This is a genomic window from Amycolatopsis sp. cg13 (genome assembly GCF_041346965.1).
Taxonomy (GTDB): Bacteria; Actinomycetota; Actinomycetes; order Mycobacteriales; family Pseudonocardiaceae; genus Amycolatopsis.
On sequence record NZ_CP166848.1, the window covers coordinates 6,435,160 to 6,451,986 of the forward strand.

The following is a 16,827-nucleotide window of genomic DNA, read 5'->3' on the forward strand; positions in this document are numbered from 1 at the left end:
GCTCAGTGCAGCGTGCCTGCTGAAGTCGTGACGTCCTCGCGAACGGTCAGCGCGGTGTCCACCACGATCTCGAGCGCACGCGCGATCGACTCCAGCGGCATCCGGGCTTCCTCCGGCACGTGCACGAAACCGCCGCGCAGTGCGGGAAACTCCGTCGCGATCAGGTGCATCAGGCCGTAGAAGACTTGATTGCACACATAAGTCCCGGCGGTGTACGACACGGCAGCGGGCAGCCCCGCCGACTCGATCGCCGCGACCGCGGCTTTCACCGGCAGCGTGGTGAAGTACGCGGAGGGCCCGCCCGCAACGACCGGCACGTCGACCGGCTGCGCGCCGGCGTTGTCCGGGATCCGGGCGTCGATCAGGTTGATCGCCACTCGTTCCACCGTGACGTGCTTGCGTCCGCCGGCGAGCCCGGCGCACACGACCAGTTCCGGCCGGTGCGCCAGGATCGCGGCGCGCAGCGCCGGCAGCGACGCGTCGAACTCGCACGGCAGCTCTACCGCCACCGTGTCCGTCCGCCGCGTCGCTGCCAGCGAAGCTGCCTGCCAAGAAGGATTCGACGCCGCTCCGGCAAAGGGCGCGAACCCGGTCAGCAGAACCGTCACTTCGCGGCCGGTTTGAGGTCGCCTGGGTAAAGGAACTCATCGGACGGCTTGCCGTTGCCGTAGATCCACGCGTCGAAGAAGCCCTGCAGGTCCATGCCGGACACCTTCTCACAGTACTGCTGGAACTCCTGCATGCTCGCGTTCCCGTTGTGGTGCACGGTGTTCCAGGTCTTGAGCACCTGGTCGAACGCGTCCTGTCCCATGTACTTGCTCAGCGCGTGCAGCATGACCGGGCCCTTGGAGTACACGTAGGTGAACTCGTGGCCGGGTCCCATGTCGTACAGCTTGCCCGCCCAGAACGAATCGCCTGCCGACGCGACCGCGTCGAGGTAGCGGGCGTCGAGGTCCTGGCCGTTCTTCTGCGCCCACAGCCAGGTCGCGTAGGACGCGAAGCATTCGTTGAGGCAGACGTCCTTCCAGTGGTCCACGGCGACGGTGTCGCCCCACCACTGGTGCGCGTTCTCGTGCACGATCGTGCCGATGTTGCCCGCGCGGCCGGAGTAGATCGGCCGGCTCATCGTCTCGAGCGAGAACCCGATCGGCTCAGTCAGGTAGATGCCGCCGGCGGCGTCCACCGGGTACTTGCCGAACTTCGATTCGAGGAAGTCGATGACCTCCGGGAGCTGGGCGTCGGCCTGCTTGGTGGCGTCCGAGGTGCCCGGCGCGTACGCGCTGACGATCGGGGTGCCGTCGTCGCGCTTGCGCTTGTTGAAGGTCCACTTGTCGATCGCGACCGTGGTCATGTACGACGCGGTCGGGGTGTCCTCCGCCCAGACGTGCGTGGTGCCCGCGCGCGTCCGGTACGAGCCGACCTCGCGGCCGTTGGCGATCACGCCCCATTCGCTCGGGACGGTGATCGACAGCCGGAACCGGGCCTTGTTGCGCGGGGTGTCGTTGACCGGGTACCAGGTGGTGGCCGACCTCGGCTCGCCCGCCGCGAACGCGCCGCCGGACTTGGTGAACTGCCAGCCGTTCTTGCCGAGGTTCGGGTCGTCGATCGCCACCGGAACGCCGTGGTAGGCGACCTCGGTGGTGAACGGCAGGCCTTTCCACAGCGGCATCTTCGGTGTGATCACGAGTTCGTGGTCGCCGGTGCGGGTGAACTTCGCGGGCGCGCCGTTGACGCGGACCGCGTCGACGGTGAGGCCGCGCAGGTCCAGGTCGAACGAGCTGAGCGACTGGGTCGCCTTCGCGTGGACCGTCTGGACACCGGCGAGCTGATGGGTGTCCGGGGCGTAGTTGACCCGGAGGTCGTAGTCGGAGACCTCGTACCCGCCGTTGCCGTCTTGGGGGTAGTAGCTGTCTCCGGCGCCGTCTGAACCGGGCGTGGGCGTGTCCCAGCCGCCCTGTCCGGCCGACGCGATTCCAGTGCCGAGCGTCAATGCGGTGAGGGTGGCTGCGACGGTCACTGCCGGGCGACGCCAGCGGTGCAGTGCTCTCATGGGCGCTCCTGTGTCTGCGTGTGAATCCTCCGCAACGTAGCGCCGGGAAGGCATGGAGTAACCGCAAGGTGGGCAGATTGTCTCGAAAGTCCACACTTACGTCGGGCCCCGGCACGGCGGGGCCGTCGTCTGGAAAGCTGGACCTCATGCGCGTCGCGCTGCTGGGCCCGCTGCGAGCGGAGGGGGAGGACGGCACGCCGATCGACATCGGCGGAGCCCGCCTTCGCATGCTCCTTTCGCGGCTCGCGCTCGACGCCGGTCGCGCGGTGCCCGCCGAGGCGTTGATCGACGGTCTGTGGGGCGCTGAACCCCCGGCTGACGCCGCCAACGCGCTCCAGTCGCTCGTCTCGCGGCTGCGTCGCGCGCTGCGGCAGGCGGAGGTCGAAGTGGAGTCCGTCAACGGCGGTTACCGGCTCGCGGTGCCGCCGGAGGCGGTGGATCTCCACCGGTTCGAGCAGCTGTCCGCCGAAGGGCGCCGGGAACTTGCCGCTGGCCGGGACGGTACCGCCGCCGAATCGCTCGCTGCCGCGCTCGCCTTGTGGCGCGGGGCGGCGCTCGCGGACGTGCTGGACGCGCCGTTCGCCGCCGCGCCCGCGACCCTGCTGGAGGAGCGGCGAACGGAGACCGCTGAGGACTGGTTCGAAGCCGAGCTGAGGCTGGGCCGGCACGCGGACGTGCTCGCGGAACTCACCGCGGCCGCGCAGGCGCATCCGTTGCGGGAACGGTTGGCTGGCTTGCGAATCCGTGCGCTTTCCGCTGCCGGGCGACAGGCCGACGCGCTCGCCGCGTACTCCGCGATCCGCACCACGCTGGCCGACGAGCTGGGCGTCGACCCGTCGGCGGAACTTCAGGAAGTGCATCTGCGTGCGCTGCGCGGCGAATACACGCCAGTCGCCACGGTGGCGGACCGGTTGCCGCAGCGGTTCACCAGCTTCATCGGCCGCACCGACGAGCTGAAACTGCTGGCTGAACTGCTCGAAGGAGCCCGGCTGGTCACGCTCGTCGGCCCGGGCGGTGCGGGCAAGACACGGCTGGCGACGGAAGCGGCTTCGCGGCATCCGGCGCACTCGCGCGGCCTGGTGTGGTTCGTGCCGCTGGCTGGCGTGCGGGCCGCCGAGGACGTGTTGGCCGCGCTGCTCAACGCGTTGGAAGTCCGCGATCTCCGGACGGCGGAGACCGACGCGCGGCGCCGGCAGGTCGATCCGTTCGAACACGCGGTGGAAGCGCTCAGCGGCGCGGAAGCGTTGCTGGTGCTGGACAACTGCGAACACGTCATCGACACCGCCGCGGAGCTGGCCGAGAATCTGCTGCGGCGGCTGCCAGCGTTGCGGGTGCTCGCGACGAGCCGCGAACCGCTGGCGATCACCGGGGAAGCGTTGTGCCCGCTCGGTCCGCTGCCGGTGCCGGACGAGGCCGCGCCGCCCGCGGACGTCGGCACGCTCGATTCCGTCCGGCTGTTCCTCGATCGCGCGATGGCGGTACGGCCCGGGTTCCGGCTCGACGAGTCCACAGTGGACGCGGTGCGGCAGATCTGCCGCCGGCTCGACGGAATGCCGCTGGCGCTCGAACTGGCCGCCGCGCGGTTGCGGTCGATGACCGCCGAGCAGATCGCCGAACGCCTCGACGACCGGTTCCGGCTGCTCACCTCCGGCAGCCGGACGGCGTTGCCGCGCCAGCGCACCCTGCGCGCCGTGGTGGAGTGGAGCTGGGATCTGCTGAGCGAGGCGGAGGTCCGGCTCGCGCGCAGGCTCGCGGTGTTCGCGGCGAGTTTCTCCGAGGAGGCAGTGGAAAACGTCTGCGCGGACGAAGAACTGCCCGCGGACGACATCGTGTACGTGCTGGGATCGCTGGTGGAGAAGTCCATTGTGGACGTCGTGGGCATGCGGTACCGCCTGCTGGAAACCCTGCGCGCGTACGCGACCGAGCGGCTCGCCGAATCCGGCGAGCAGGAGCGGATGCGCGCGGCGATGGTCGCGTACTACGCGGAACTGGCCCACCGCAACGAACCGTTGCTGCGCGGACGGGATCAGCTGCGGGCGATCGACGTCTACGAGCACGACAGCGACAACTTCACCTCCGCGCTGCGTGCGGCGATCGAGTCGGGTTCCGCGGAATCGGCGGCCCGGCTGTTGTTCGGGTTGTTCTGGTATCTCAACATCGTCGGCCTGAACGAGCGGGCCGCGCTGTTCGTCGACGAGGTGCTCGAACTGGGCGACAAACTGCCGCCGGACGTGGCGGCGAGCCTGCGGCTGAGCCAGGTGCTGATGCTGGCCATGGCCGGTCCGCACGAGAAGGTGAACGTTCCCGAACTGATCGAGGAATGCGTGCGGACCGGTGCGGCGGAACGGAATCCGTGGCTCTGGGTCGGGTTGCCGATCGTGGCCTACCTCAACGGCGAACGCGACCTGGCGAGGCGCGAGATCCGCCGGGCCGTCGAGCGGGACGACGTCTGGAGCCGCGCCGCCGGGTACTGGGCGGAGAGCTTCGTCCTCGGCGACACCGGCGATCTCGCGAGCGCGGACCGGGCGCGAGAGCTTGCCCACCAGGGCTTCGCCGAGGTCGGCGACCGCTGGGGCCTCGGCATGACGCACGGGTTCCGGGCCGCGGCGCGGTCGCAGTCCGGTGATCACGAGGGCGCGATCGCCGGGTACACCGAGGGCCTGCGGCTGGTGATGGAACTGCGGTCGCGGGACGACATCGTGCAGCAGTGGTGGCGGCTGGCGATCGAACGTTCCCGCGCCGGTGACCAAGAAGGCGCGTGGCGGGACATGGAAGCCGCGGAACGCTACGCGGCTTCCGGCGGGAACAACGGATTGCGGCTGATCGTGTTGCTTGGCCGCGCTGAGTTGCTGATCCGCGAGAACAACGTCGCCGAGGCGCGCGCGGTCTTCCAGGAAATGAAGTCGGCGCGCGCGGATTGGCCGACTCCGGAGGGTTTCGAGGCGGAATGGCTCGGCACCATCGAGGCCGGTTTGCTGCTCGCCGAAGGCCGCCCGGACGAAGCGGAGCCAGCGGTGTTCGACGTGGTCGAGCAGACGGCAAGGCGCTTCGACATGCCGGACCTGGCTGCCATGGTCGAACTGCTGGCGCGGATCCGGTACCGGCAGGGCCGGCTGGAGTCGTCCGCCCGGATGCTGGCGCTGAGCGCCGTGGTGCGCGGCCGATTCGACCTGGGGAGCCCGGAGGTCCGCGAGCTGATCGCCAGCCTGACCCGGGAGCTGGGCGCGGAACGGTACGAGGCGATCGTCGCCGAGACCTCGCGGATGGAACGGGCCGCGGCGATCGAAGCGGTCCGGACGGAGCGCGCACGCGAGTAGGCCGGTATCGGTGATAACCGATCCTTGCTTCCACTGATGTTTCCAGTGATACTCTGCGATGGGTATCACTGGAAACGTCGAGGAGCTGTCATGCGCATCGTCGCCCTGGAAGAACACGTGGTCCTGCCCGTCCTGCGCGACGCGTGGGCGAAGGCGGGGGTCCAGCCGCACGGCTATCCCGAGAACCACCCGGTCACCAGACGCCTGTGCGACGTCGGCGACGGACGTCTCGCCGACATGGACGAGCAGGGCATCGACGTAGCGGTGTTATCCCTGTCCACCCCCGGCGTGCAGAACCTTCCGGCCGCTGACGCCGTGCCCGTCGCGCGGGAGGCCAACGACGCACTCGCCGAGATCGTCGCCGCGAACCCCACGCGCTTCCAGGCTTTCGCCACCCTCCCGACATCCTCGCCCGAAGCCGCCGCCGAGGAGCTGGAACGCGCGGTCGCCCTGGGCTTTCGCGGCGCGATGCTGTACGGCCGCACCGGCGGCAAACTGGCCGACGCACCGGAATTCGACGACCTCTACGCGACCGCCGAACGGCTGCGCGTCCCGCTGCACTTCCACCCGCAGGCTCCCGTGCGGGCGGTGCGGGAGGCGTACTACTCGGGGCTGCCCAACGGCGTCGGTCCGGCGTTGGCGACCGCCGGGCTCGGCTGGTACTACGACCTCGGCGTGCAGTACCTGCGGATGATCTTCTCCGGAGTCTTCGACCGGCACCCCGGACTGCAGGTGATCGCCGGGCACTGGGGCGAGGTCGTGCTGTTCTACCTCGACCACGTCGGCTTCCTTCAGGAAATGGCCGGGCTACGGCAGCCGCTGGCCGACTACTTCCGCCAGAACTTCTGGATCGCGGGCAGCGGCACGGTCAGCGAACGCTACCTGCGCTGGGCGGCCGAGGTGGTCGGGACGGAGCGGATGCTTTATTCGACCGACTATCCCTACACCTTCGGCACCCGGCCCGGCGGTTTTCCTTACCTGGACACGAGCGGCGGGGTCGCGCGGTCGTTTCTGGAGAAGGCGCCGTTCAGCGAGGAAGAGAAGGCGGCCATCGGCTCCGGGAACTGGGAGCGGCTGACCGGCCATCTCATTCGGGTGAGCCCGGCTGAAGGTGATCGAGAGTCCGCTTGATCACCTCCAGGCCGGCCGACATCGCTTTGGTCATCGGCGCGGCCAGTTCGTCGGGGAGCACGTCGCGGGTCCACACCAGCCGGCACCGCTGTTCGCCGTCGGCGAGAACCTGCATGGCGGCGTTGTCGTGTTCGGGCTGGACGTCGCCGCCGACCACCGAGTAGACGATCCGGCGCGCGCCGTGGTCAACGCCAACCCGGCGTTCCCGGACGACCGTGCCGTCGGCGAAGGCAACGACTCGGCAGTCCTCCTCGGGCACGCTGTCCAGTACGAATCCTGGTGCCATCCGCCGGGGGCCTGCGGCGAAGTCGCCGATCACCTCCCACACGTCGTCGGCACTGGACTCGAGCACTGCTTCTTCGCGAATGGTCGCCATGTCTCCTGCTTTGGTTTTCGGGCTGTGACAACGGATCCTGCCCGGCCCCGCCCCGTGAGTCTTGAAGATTCTTGCGGGAATTGTCAGACCCTCGCCGTAGCCTTCGGGCGTGCTCTCCTTCGCCGATCTCGCCACTCGCCCGGAGTTTGCCGTCGGGACGGTGGACTGCCGGGACGATCACCGCGGCTGGTCGGCCGAGCGGCCGCGCGAGGACGTGCGGCTTGTGCTCGTGCGCAGCGGCGGGTTCCGTCGCCGCGTCCGCGGGGTCTGCACGGATCTCGACCGCACCGTCGGTTACCTCGGGCTGCCCGGCGAGGAGGAGCACTTCGCCCATCCCGTCGGCGGTGACCGGTGCACCTCGATCACCCTGACGCCCGCGTTCTGGCGCACCTTGGCTGGCGACGCGCCGCTGCTGGAGCGCTCAACGCTGTACGTGGACGGCCCGCTCGACCTCGCCCACCGTCGGCTCCTCGCCGCCACTCGCGCCGCCGACACCGGCTACGCGGCGACGGAAGGACTCATCGGCCTGGTAGCCGCGGTCGTCCAGCAGGTCGTGGCCACGGCCGTCCCAGACAGCGACCGGACAGGCGACCGGGCGCTGGTAGCCCAAGCCCGTCGCGCGATCGTCGACGACCATCCCGCGGCGGCTGGCCTGATTCCGCTGGCAGCCCTGCTGGGCGTCTCGCCTTACCGGCTCAGCCGGGCCTTCACCCGCGAACTGGGAGTGTCGCTGACCCGGTACCGCAACGGCGTGCGCGTAGTCCGTGCGCTGGATCGACTGGAGGAAGGCGAACCCAGCTTGGCCGCCCTCGCCGCCGACCTCGGGTTCGCCGATCAGGCCCACCTGTGCCGAACCGTGCGGGAGCACCTCGGACACACTCCGACCGCGTTGCGCCGGCTGCTCGCGACAAAAAAGTGAGTGTCTGTGCCCGGCTGTGGAACCCGGACACAGACACTCACTCACAGCGTCCACACCCCCGTGCAGGACGCCCTCAGACCCGCTTGCGGTAAGCCCACGTCGCGAGCGGGAAGAACACCACGACCGCACCGGCCATCCAGGCCAGCGAGCCGAGCAGGGATCCGCCGTACGCGCCGCCGTTGAGCAGGCCGCGCATCACGTCGGACATCAGGCTCACCGGGCTGATGTCCGCCCAGGCCTTCAGCCAGCCCGGCATCGTGGCCGTCGAGACGAACACGTTGCTGCCGAACGTCAGCGGCATGATGAAGACGAACATCAGGCCCTGCGCCGCGCCGGGGGACTTCATCAGCATCCCGACGAACACCGAACCCCAGCAGAAGCACAGGCCGAACGCGAGCGCCAGCAGGATCGCGAGGACGAACTCCCCAGGACCGGTCTGCACGCGGAAGCCCATCACGGTCGCCACGACCAGCAGGACCGCCAGGCACACCAAGTACCGCACGAGGTCCGCCAGCACCGCGCCCACCAGTGGGGCCGAACGCGCGATCGGCATGGCGCGGAAGCGGTCGAAGACGCCCTTCGTGATGTCGGTGTTGAGCTGCGTGCCGACCGACAGCGAGGCCTGCAGGATGTTCATCACGATCAGGCCCGGCACGAGCGACTGCAGGTAATTCTCGATCGAACCGCTCAGCGCGTTGCCGAACAGATAGGTGAACATCAGCAGGAAGATGATCGGAGCCAGCGTGACGTCGGCCAGCTGCTCCGGGTTCTTGCGGATCTTCAGAATGCCGCGCCAGGCAAGGGAAAACGCGTGCTTCGCGCCCTGGGCGGGACTGATGTGCCGGGGCGGGGCCACGGCGGTCGCGGTGGTCATGACCGGCTCCCTTCGAGTTCGCGGTCCGGCTTCGGCTCCTCGGCCGCGTGCCCGGTCAGCGCGAGGAACACCTCGTCGAGGCTGGGCAGCCGCAGCGCCAGCTCGTCGGAGGTGATGCCCGCCGAGTCGAGGCGGCGCACCAGCGTGGACAGCAGCACCGGGTCGGACACCGGCGCGGTCAGCAGCCCGGTCGCGTTGTCGCGGACCGGCCGGACGCCGGTGAGTTCGGCCAGGATCCGATCGACCTCGTCGAGATCGCTCAGCGACGTCGGCCGCACCTGCAGCGTCTGCCCGCCGACCCGCCGCTTCAGCTCGTCGGCGCGGCCGTCGGCGACCACGTGGCCGTGGTCGAACACGGTGATCCGGTCGGCGAGCTGGTCGGCCTCCTCCAGATACTGCGTGGTGAGCAGCACCGTCGCGCCGTCGGCGACGAGGTTGCGGACCACCTGCCACACCTCGTTGCGCGCGTGCGGGTCGAGCCCGGTGGTCGGCTCGTCCAGGTACAGCACGGCGGGACGGCCGACGAGGCTCGCCGCCAGGTCGAGCCTGCGCCGCATGCCGCCGGAATACGTCCGGATCGGCCGCTTGGCCGCGTCGGTCAGCTCGAACCGCTCCAGCAGTTCGGCCGCCCGCGCCCGGGCGTCGGCCCGGGAAAGGTTCAGCAGCTTCCCGATCAGCACCAGGTTCTCGGTGCCGCTCAGGTCCTCGTCCACCGACGCGTACTGCCCGGTGAGCCCGATCAGACCGCGCACCCGGACCGGGTCGCGGACCACGTCGTAGCCCCCGACCGTGGCGTGTCCCGCGTCCGGTCTCAGCAGGGTGGCCAGGATGCGGACCGCGGTCGTCTTGCCCGCGCCGTTCGGCCCGAGCACCCCGACCACCTTCCCGAACGGGACCTCGAGGTCCACCCCGTCCAGCGCCTTCGTCTCCCCGAAATGCTTGACCAGGCCCTCGGCCTGGATCGCGTGCGACATGTCGCCTCCTCCTGTGTCGCTCCAGCACACAGTGGACGGCGGCGCTGGCAAGCCGCGCACACGGCGCTGACACGGACCTGTCAGCGGGCGCCCGGCATACTCGGGATCATGGTGAAGGAGGCGCGGAAGCGAACCCGGCTGGTCACGGGCCTGCTCGTGCTGGTCGGACTGCCGCTGCTGGCGGTCGCCGTGCTGCGCGCGATCGGCTGGGACGGCAGCGGCTGGTACCTGACCGCGTTGCTGGCGCTGACCCCGTACTTCGTCGTCTACGGCGTCCTGCTCGCCGCGCTCGCGCTGATGCTGCGGCGGTGGTGGATCGGCGGCGTCGCGCTGGCGTTGTCCGTGCTGCTGGCGGTGTACGTCGCGCCGCGGGTGATCTCCGACGCCCAGCCCGCGGTGAACGGGAAGACGGTGCGCGTGCTGGCCGCTAATCTCTACCTGGGCCAGGCCGATCCGGCGGCGCTCGTGCGGCTGGTCCGGGAGCATCGGATCGACGTGCTGAACCTGGTGGAGATGACGCCCGCCGCGATGTCCGGGCTGGAGAAGGCCGGGCTGTTCCAGACGCTGCCTTACCGGGTCATGCATCCGGCGTCCGGTGTGGACGGTTCCGGCATCGTGTCGCGGTATCCGCTGACCGAAGAGGACTTCACCGGCGATTCCGTCCAGAAACAGCCTGGTGCGGAGGCGGATCTCGGAGGCGGGACGACGTTGGAGATCGTGGCGGCGCATCCGCGTTCGCCGGACTCCGGGTATTACCAGTGGGAACAGGAGATGCGGGACCTGTCGCGCGCGATCGGCGAGCACGGCCTGCGCGTGGTGGCGGGCGATTTCAACGCGACTCTCGACCATGCCGCGCTGCGAACGGTGCTGTCCCGCGGCTATGTCGACGCGGCGGAGGCACGCGGCGACGGTATGGTCCCGACGTGGTCGACGTCGTCGGTCCCGCTCGTGCCGCTGGATCACGTGCTGGTGGACCGCCGGGTGGCGATCCGGGATTACCAAGTTTTCGATGTGCCCGGGAGCGATCACCGGGCGGTTTACGCGGAGGTGCAGCTGCCGTGACGACCTTGCGGCCAAGCCGTGGGGAATACCCGCGGCTGCTGGAGATCTGGCGAAGCGCCGTCGAGGCGACGCACGACTTTCTGACTCCGGCGGACGTCGAGTACTACGCCACGCGCGTCCCGCTGTACTTCCCGGAAGTGGACCTGACCGTGGCGGACGTCGACGGAATCGCGGCAGGTTTCTCGGGAATCGCCGAGGGAAAGCTGGAAATGCTGTTCGTGCACGACGATTTCCGCGGCCGTGGCGTGGGAACGGCTTTGTTGCGTGCTGCGCTGGACCGCTTCCCGGACCTCACGCTGGACGTGAACGAGCAGAACCCGCAGGCAGTCGGTTTCTATCTGCACCACGGGTTCGAGGTCGTCGGCAGGCAGGAGACCGATTCGGACGGCCGCCCGTTCCCGTTGCTGGAACTCAAACGAGCTTGACCAACGTCTCCAGCGCGCCCGCGGCGATCGAAACCCCGCGCCCGTGCCGGATCCGCGGTTCGCGCGGATTGATCCGGATCAGCGCACCCGTCGCCGCGCTGGCGAGCTCGGAATACCGCCGGACCGTCGGAACCGCTTGCCCCGCACCGATTTCGACCACCACCGTGTCGCGATGCGCACGACGCCAGGTGGTGAGCTCGTCCAGCTGTTCCTGACTCCGATCGGGAACCCAGTCAAAATCCCCGAACATCAGGATATTCGGCCGGGCCAAACTGCCGCACCGCGGACAGGATGGCAACGGCGGCCGGGCACGCATCGTCTCCTCGTCGATTTCGACCGTGATGTCGGCCGCCGGCCAGATCTCCCGCGAACACCCGGCGAGACACTGCAGATGATGGATCGACCCGTGCGCCTCGGCGACCTGCGGAAACCCCGCCGCCTGAAACTGTCCGTCCACATTGGATGTGAACACGCGCACGCCGCCCTCTTTCGCCAGCCCCCATTCGAGCAGCAACCCGAACCCGCGATGCGGCACCGTCTTCCGGTACAGCTCGAGCCGGTGCCCGTAAAAACCCCAAGCCAGCTCGGGGTCCGAGGCGAAATGCCGCGGGTCGGCCAACTCCTCGAACCGCAGCCCAAGCCCGGCGTACGGCGGATACGCGCGCCAAAACCCTTCCCCGCCACGGAAATCAGGCAGCCCGGAGTCGACGCCCATCCCGGCGCCGGCGCACACGAGCAGCGCGCCGGCACCCGAAATCAGCTCGGCGGCGCGGGCGAGTTCGTCACTCACCCGGCTTCGATGCCTGCACGACCTCGAACTCCAGCAAATTCGCGCCAGTCGACACCGGGTTCTTGCGCTCGCCCGCGTGCGCCTCACGCGCCGGACCGCCCGCCCAGGCCTGGTAGTGCTCCTCGGTTTCCCACTTCGTGTACACGAAGTAGCGCTTCTCGCCGGCGACCGGGCGGAGCAGCTCGAAGCCGAGGAACCCCTCCTGGTTGTCGACCGAGTGCAGCCGCGCGGCGAACCGCTTCTCCAGCTCGGGGCCGGCACCTTCGGGAACTTCGATTGCGTTGATCTTGACTACAGCCATAGTCCCCAGCGTACTAACGGCTGGCCGGGTTTCGCGGTTCGCGCCGCTGTGTTTGATTGCGCCGACTCCGTCGTCGCGGCGGGATCGCCTTTAAGTCGGCGTGCGGAGGGGCAGTGCGCCCGGCCCGGGGGGCCGTGCACGCTGCCCCTCCGCACGCCGACGCGATCCCGCGTTTGGGTTACGTTGGGTGGGCGCGGGACTGGTTCGGCATCGTCGGAGGACTGCGCGGCCACGAGGACCTGGTCGGCATGCTGGTCACGGCCAAACAGCACGGCCACTACGAGCTGGGCGCGGTGGACTACGCGACGGTCGCGATCGGCCCGGACGAGGCGGCGGACGTCGTCCAGCTCGGGCTGGTCGGCACGACAGCGCCGGACGGTTCCCCTGTGCTGGTCGGCATGCGCGGCGCCGCCCCGCAGTACGGGCAGGCGAACTGTCGGCTCGAAGTGATCGCCGAAGACCGACGGGCGGCCACCGAGACCCGCGACCGCATCGAAGCGCTGATGACCGAACATGACGTGCTGCGCGGCCAGGTGATCGCGTTCGGCCTGAGCGAGCACCGTAACAACGAGCTTGTCACCTTCCTGCCGCGGCCGGGGCTAAGCAGCGAAGACGTGGTGCTGCCGGACGGCATCCTGGAAGCGATCGAGCGGCACACCATGGGCATCGCCGAACACGGCGCGCGTCTGGCTGCGGCGGGTCAGCACCTGAAGCGCGGCCTCCTTCTGCACGGCGCGCCCGGCACTGGAAAAACGCACACCGTGCGATATCTGATGGGTCAGCTCCCGGACTGCACGGTCGTGATCCTGACCGGCGCCGCGATGCGGTTCATCTCGCAAGCCGCTTCCCTGGCGCGTCGGCTGCAGCCGAGCGTCATGGTGCTGGAGGACGTCGACCTGATTGCCGAGGACCGCGACCTCGCACACGGCCCGACACCGCTGCTGTTCAGCCTGCTCGACGCGATGGACGGCGTCGGCGGCGACGCGGACGTCACCTTCCTGCTCACCACCAACCGGGCGAGCAGTCTGGAGAAAGCGCTGGCAGACCGTCCCGGACGGGTCGACTTGGCGGTCGAGGTGCCGCTGCCGGACGCGGCTGGCCGGGAAGCGTTGCTGCGCTTGTACTCCCGCGGCCTGGAGTTGACGGCTGATCTCGCCCCGGTGGTCGACGCGACGGACGGCGTCACGGCGTCCTTCATGAAGGAACTGCTTCGCCGGGCGTCGCTCCACGCGTTGGCGCTCAGGCCCGAAGAGCCAGTGCGGGTCAGCGACACCGAACTCGGCAATGCCTTAGCCGAGATGAACGACGCGCGCAGCAGCCTGACCAGGTCGTTGCTCGGCAGTCAAGGCCGCAACGCGCCCGGGTAAAGATCAGCATCCGACGGCACCTTAGTCCCGTGGAACCAGTCGTTGAGAAACCCGCTCAAATCGCGCCCAGCGACTTTCGACACCAGCTTCTCGAAGTCCGCCCAAGTCGCGTTCCCGTTGCGATGCTGCCCCACCCACTCGTGCAGCACCTTCTCGAATCCTGGCTCTCCCAGTTCCCGGCGCAGCGCGTGCACGGCCAGGATGCCCTTGTCGTACGCGCCCTCGAACAGGTGCTCCGGCCCCATGTCGACCAGCTTCTGTCCCCAGAAATCCGTGCTGCCCTTGGTGATTTCGACGGCCGCGCGATAACGGTCGTCGAGGTTCTGGCCCTCGCGTTCGCCCCACATCCACTGCGCGTACGACGCGAAGCATTCGTTCAGGCAGATGTCCGCCCACGAGTTGAGCGACACCGAATCGCCGAACCACTGGTGCGCGTTCTCGTGCACCATGGTCAGGATTTCCGCCCATTTCGCATAAGTGGGACGGGTTTGCGTTTCCAGGGAGAAGTGGATGTTCTCGTCGAGGTAGATCCCGCCGGCCGCGCTTTGCGGGTATTTGCCGAACTTGCTTTCCAGGAACGAGAGCACCTCCGGCAGTCGGTCGCCGGTGGCCTCGCGGGGTTCGGCGCCGGGTGCGTAGCCGGAAACGACCGGCGTGCCGTCCGGGAGCGTGGAGCGCTGCACGGTGAACTTGTCGATCGCGATCGTCGTCAGGTAGCTGGCCACCGGATTCGGATCGGCCCACGTCGTGGTGGTCTTGCCGTCCTTGGCGCTGGTGCCCTGCTCGCGGCCGTTGGACAGCACCGTCCAGCCGGTGGGCACGTGCGCGGTCAGCGTGAAGGTCGCCTTGTCGCGCGGGGTTTCGTTGACCGGGTACCAGAACGAAGCGGAATGCGGCTCGCCGACCAAATACGCGCCGCCGTCCTCGGAGCGGGCCCAGCCGTTTTCCGATCCGCCGTCGTGCGGGGTTTTCGCCGGAATACCCGAATAGTGCACGCGCGTCCGGAAGGTCGAACCCGACCGCAGCGGTTCGGCCGGAGTTACGACCAGTTTGTTCTTTTCCCGGCCGTATTTCGCCGGTTTTCCGTCGATCTCCACCGCGGCGACGTCCAGTCCGCGCAGATCGAGGCCGAAGCGGCTGAGGTCTTGGGTGGCTTTCGCGGAGACCGTGGTGTCGCCGTCGAGGCGGCCGCTCGGCGGGTCGTAGCTGACGTCGACGTGGTAGTCGAGGGCGTCGTATCCGCCGTTGCCGTCGTCGGGGAAGTACGGATCGCCCGCGCTGTTCGCGCCCGGTGCCGGATGCATCGGCGGCGGTGGAGCGGCGGCGGGTTCGGCAGGGCTGCACGCGGACAGCGCAAGCACGCCGATGAGGGCGAGGACGGCGGTCGGGCGGCTGCGCATTCCTTCACCCTAGGGGCAGGTTTGTGATGAAGTAGCGGTGAAAACCCAGGAGGAGTAATGCGACCAGGCCTGATCGACTTCGGCGGCGACGAACGCCACGGCGTGTCGATCCTGCTGCTGCACGGGCTGATGGGCCGCGCCCGCACCTGGTGGCCGGTCGCGCAATGGCTCAAGCGATACGGCCGCGTGCATGCTCTCGACGCCCGTGGTCACGGCCGTGCGCCGCACACCGGGCCGTGGACGACCGAGCGGTTCGCCGAGGATGTCGCGGACGTGCTGGCCGACCTCGGACCGTCGGTGCTGATCGGGCATTCGATGGGCGGGCTGCACGCGTGGGCCACCGCGGCGAAATACCCGGAGCTGGTGCGCGCGGTGGTCAGCGAGGATTTCGCCCCGGACCAGCGCGGACGCACCGTCGAGACCTGGCGGGGCTACTTCGAGAGCTGGCCGGTGCCGTTCGAATCGCTGGCCCATGTGCGCGAGTTCTTCGGCACCGCGGGCGACTACTTCACCGAATGCGTCGAGGAACGCGAAGACGGCTATCACCTGATCGCCGACCTGGAGAACCTGTACGAGATCGCCGCCGAATGGGGCCGCCGGGACTACTGGTCCATTGTGGACGGTATCCGCTGTCCGCTGCTGCTGGTCGAGGGCGAGCACACCGCGATGCCCGCCGGTCAGCAAGCCGAGGTCGCAGCGCGGGTGCCCGGCGCGAAGCACCTGATCGTGTCCGGTTCGGCGCATCTGCCGCACGCCGAGGCTCCCGAGACGTATCGCGGCGCGGTGGAGGCGTTCCTGTCCGGCCTGTGACGCCCCACGTGTGCCGCCCTCGCTGGCACACGTGAGGCGTCCCCGGTCAGCGGGCCAGCTCGGTGCGCCACGCGGCGGTCGAGCGGTCTGCCGGCACGATCAACGGCCAGACGTCCGAGCCGAGGTAGGCGGACTCGTCGCTGGCCCGGGCCGCGGTGCAGCTGTCGCGGGAAAGTCCGTGCTCAGCGGCCAACGAGGACACCGCGTCGGCGGTCGCCTTGCCGAACACGCCGTCGGTCGGCACGCCGAACCCGGCCGCGCGCAGGAACCGTTGCGCGGTCATCACCCGCGGTCCGGTGTCGCCCGGCTTGAGCAGCGGCCATTCCGGCGCGTCGAGCCGAACGACGGACAGGCCGAGCTGCTGTCCGACCGCCTTGCGCAGCTCCGGAAGCCGGTCGTAAAGCACCTGGCCGCAGCACTCGGTCGAGTTGAAATCGCGGTGGCCCTTGATGAACTCGGGGGTGATGCCGTACTGGTGCGCGATGTAGGCGATCAGCTGCACGAGCGAGTTCCACAGCGCGACCGGCACGTCGACCGTGCTGTAAAGGCCCTCGTTCTCGATGCCGAGGCATTCGCTGTTGTGGTTGGCGACGTTCGCGCCCTGCACGTGCTGCGTCCCGCCGCGCAGGATTTCGAGGCTGCGGTGCCGTCCCTCGGTGACGAAGCCGCCGCGGCTGTTCGTGAACTGCTGGCCGGTGTCGATCCAGCCGCGGGTGTCCATGTGGAAGTTCTGGATGTCCCGCGAGATCTGCAGGGCGTGCGCCAGCGAGTAGTCGGTGTTGTTGCCGGGGTCGACGGTGTGGTGCACCACGATGTACGTCGGCTTGTGGTTCTCCACCACGATCGCGCCCGACGGCGGCCGGGCGTTCCACTCGGCCGTCGAATGGATGGTCGGCGTGGTGACGGCGGCCGCGGATCTCGCCGTGGCGAACCCCAAAGCGCCCACGGCGGTGACGGTGAGGCCGCCCTTCAAGACGGCACGACGCGTTGCTTCCCCCATGCGGAACTCCTCAGCCCGGAAGTGCGACGGG

The 16,827-nt window shown here is 69.1% G+C and carries 16 protein-coding genes; 7 read left to right on the forward strand and 9 right to left on the reverse strand.

Annotated features, from left to right (window positions below):
• Positions 1–2 precede the first annotated feature (2 nt).
• On the reverse strand, positions 3–608 hold the full coding sequence (gene pcp / locus AB5I40_RS30035; protein WP_370933622.1) for a pyroglutamyl-peptidase I: 606 nt from the start codon (positions 606–608) through the stop codon (positions 3–5).
• Positions 605–2,050, reverse strand: coding sequence for a M1 family metallopeptidase (locus AB5I40_RS30040; RefSeq protein WP_370933623.1), 1,446 nt, complete (start codon positions 2,048–2,050; stop codon positions 605–607). The genes pcp and AB5I40_RS30040 overlap by 4 nt, the downstream gene beginning before the upstream one ends.
• Before the next feature lie 146 nt (positions 2,051–2,196).
• On the opposite strand from AB5I40_RS30040, the gene AB5I40_RS30045 reads away from it, so the two are divergent.
• On the forward strand, positions 2,197–5,367 hold the full coding sequence (locus AB5I40_RS30045) for a BTAD domain-containing putative transcriptional regulator (protein ID WP_370933624.1): 3,171 nt from the start codon (positions 2,197–2,199) through the stop codon (positions 5,365–5,367).
• A gap of 90 nt (positions 5,368–5,457) precedes the next feature.
• Complete coding sequence (locus AB5I40_RS30050; protein ID WP_370933625.1) at positions 5,458–6,498, forward strand: amidohydrolase family protein; 1,041 nt, start codon at positions 5,458–5,460, stop codon at positions 6,496–6,498.
• Here AB5I40_RS30050 and AB5I40_RS30055 read toward each other — a convergent pair.
• Complete coding sequence (locus AB5I40_RS30055) at positions 6,455–6,874, reverse strand: SRPBCC family protein (RefSeq protein WP_370933626.1); 420 nt, start codon at positions 6,872–6,874, stop codon at positions 6,455–6,457. The genes AB5I40_RS30050 and AB5I40_RS30055 overlap by 44 nt on opposite strands.
• 109 nt (positions 6,875–6,983) lie before the next feature.
• Here AB5I40_RS30055 and AB5I40_RS30060 point away from each other — a divergent pair, with 109 nt between their 5' ends.
• The gene (locus tag AB5I40_RS30060; protein WP_370933627.1) at positions 6,984–7,793 is read left to right on the forward strand and encodes a helix-turn-helix transcriptional regulator; all 810 of its coding nucleotides are present in this window, start codon (positions 6,984–6,986) and stop codon (positions 7,791–7,793) included.
• 73 nt (positions 7,794–7,866) lie between these two features.
• Here AB5I40_RS30060 and AB5I40_RS30065 read toward each other — a convergent pair whose 3' ends face one another.
• Together AB5I40_RS30065 and AB5I40_RS30070 are read right to left on the reverse strand one after the other, a co-directional pair.
• Positions 7,867–8,667 (reverse strand): ABC transporter permease, encoded by an 801-nt coding sequence (locus AB5I40_RS30065; protein WP_370933628.1) that lies wholly within the window; start codon positions 8,665–8,667, stop codon positions 7,867–7,869.
• Positions 8,664–9,641: an ATP-binding cassette domain-containing protein gene (locus tag AB5I40_RS30070; RefSeq protein ID WP_370933629.1), complete on the reverse strand. Its 978-nt coding sequence runs from the start codon at positions 9,639–9,641 to the stop codon at positions 8,664–8,666. Before AB5I40_RS30070 ends, AB5I40_RS30065 begins: the two co-directional genes overlap by 4 nt.
• 108 nt (positions 9,642–9,749) lie before the next feature.
• On the opposite strand from AB5I40_RS30070, the gene AB5I40_RS30075 reads away from it, so the two are divergent.
• Complete coding sequence (locus AB5I40_RS30075) at positions 9,750–10,703, forward strand: endonuclease/exonuclease/phosphatase family protein (RefSeq protein ID WP_370933630.1); 954 nt, start codon at positions 9,750–9,752, stop codon at positions 10,701–10,703.
• Positions 10,700–11,128, forward strand: coding sequence for an acetyltransferase (locus AB5I40_RS30080; protein ID WP_370933631.1), 429 nt, complete (start codon positions 10,700–10,702; stop codon positions 11,126–11,128). Before AB5I40_RS30075 ends, AB5I40_RS30080 begins: the two co-directional genes overlap by 4 nt.
• Here AB5I40_RS30080 and AB5I40_RS30085 read toward each other — a convergent pair.
• Together AB5I40_RS30085 and AB5I40_RS30090 are read right to left on the reverse strand one after the other, a co-directional pair.
• Entirely contained in the window at positions 11,115–11,918 is an 804-nt protein-coding gene (locus AB5I40_RS30085) for an NAD-dependent deacetylase (protein WP_370933632.1), read from the reverse strand. The genes AB5I40_RS30080 and AB5I40_RS30085 overlap by 14 nt on opposite strands.
• Positions 11,911–12,219, reverse strand: coding sequence for an antibiotic biosynthesis monooxygenase (locus AB5I40_RS30090; protein WP_043827165.1), 309 nt, complete (start codon positions 12,217–12,219; stop codon positions 11,911–11,913). Before AB5I40_RS30090 ends, AB5I40_RS30085 begins: the two co-directional genes overlap by 8 nt.
• A gap of 134 nt (positions 12,220–12,353) precedes the next feature.
• Here AB5I40_RS30090 and AB5I40_RS30095 point away from each other — a divergent pair, with 134 nt between their 5' ends.
• Positions 12,354–13,586, forward strand: a complete 1,233-nt coding sequence (locus AB5I40_RS30095; protein WP_370933633.1) for an AAA family ATPase — start codon at positions 12,354–12,356, stop codon at positions 13,584–13,586.
• Here the strand turns inward: AB5I40_RS30095 and AB5I40_RS30100 are convergent.
• Positions 13,562–14,986, reverse strand: a complete 1,425-nt coding sequence (locus AB5I40_RS30100; protein WP_370933634.1) for a M1 family metallopeptidase — start codon at positions 14,984–14,986, stop codon at positions 13,562–13,564. The two genes, AB5I40_RS30095 and AB5I40_RS30100, sit on opposite strands and share 25 nt — an antisense overlap.
• Before the next feature lie 57 nt (positions 14,987–15,043).
• Here AB5I40_RS30100 and AB5I40_RS30105 point away from each other — a divergent pair, with 57 nt between their 5' ends.
• A complete protein-coding gene (locus tag AB5I40_RS30105; protein ID WP_370933635.1) occupies positions 15,044–15,796 on the forward strand; it encodes an alpha/beta fold hydrolase in 753 nt (250 codons plus the stop codon).
• 46 nt (positions 15,797–15,842) lie between these two features.
• Here AB5I40_RS30105 and AB5I40_RS30110 read toward each other — a convergent pair whose 3' ends face one another.
• Entirely contained in the window at positions 15,843–16,796 is a 954-nt protein-coding gene (locus AB5I40_RS30110) for an N-acetylmuramoyl-L-alanine amidase (RefSeq protein ID WP_370933636.1), read from the reverse strand.
• Positions 16,797–16,827: the final 31 nt, after the last annotated feature.

Excerpts from the sequence above, each read along its gene's own strand:
- AB5I40_RS30045 (WP_370933624.1), top strand. The coding sequence starts at position 2,197 with ATGCGCGTCGCGCTGCTGGGCCCGCTGCGAGCGGAGGGGGAGGACGGC.
- AB5I40_RS30110 (WP_370933636.1), bottom strand. The coding sequence starts at position 16,796 with ATGGGGGAAGCAACGCGTCGTGCCGTCTTGAAGGGCGGCCTCACCGTC.
- AB5I40_RS30055 (WP_370933626.1), bottom strand. The coding sequence starts at position 6,874 with ATGGCGACCATTCGCGAAGAAGCAGTGCTCGAGTCCAGTGCCGACGAC.
- AB5I40_RS30075 (WP_370933630.1), top strand. The coding sequence starts at position 9,750 with ATGGTGAAGGAGGCGCGGAAGCGAACCCGGCTGGTCACGGGCCTGCTC.
- AB5I40_RS30070 (WP_370933629.1), bottom strand. The coding sequence starts at position 9,641 with ATGTCGCACGCGATCCAGGCCGAGGGCCTGGTCAAGCATTTCGGGGAG.
- AB5I40_RS30090 (WP_043827165.1), bottom strand. The coding sequence starts at position 12,219 with ATGGCTGTAGTCAAGATCAACGCAATCGAAGTTCCCGAAGGTGCCGGC.
- AB5I40_RS30100 (WP_370933634.1), bottom strand. The coding sequence starts at position 14,986 with ATGCGCAGCCGCCCGACCGCCGTCCTCGCCCTCATCGGCGTGCTTGCG.
- AB5I40_RS30050 (WP_370933625.1), top strand. The coding sequence starts at position 5,458 with ATGCGCATCGTCGCCCTGGAAGAACACGTGGTCCTGCCCGTCCTGCGC.
- AB5I40_RS30040 (WP_370933623.1), bottom strand. The coding sequence starts at position 2,050 with ATGAGAGCACTGCACCGCTGGCGTCGCCCGGCAGTGACCGTCGCAGCC.
- AB5I40_RS30065 (WP_370933628.1), bottom strand. The coding sequence starts at position 8,667 with ATGACCACCGCGACCGCCGTGGCCCCGCCCCGGCACATCAGTCCCGCC.
- AB5I40_RS30105 (WP_370933635.1), top strand. The coding sequence starts at position 15,044 with ATGCGACCAGGCCTGATCGACTTCGGCGGCGACGAACGCCACGGCGTG.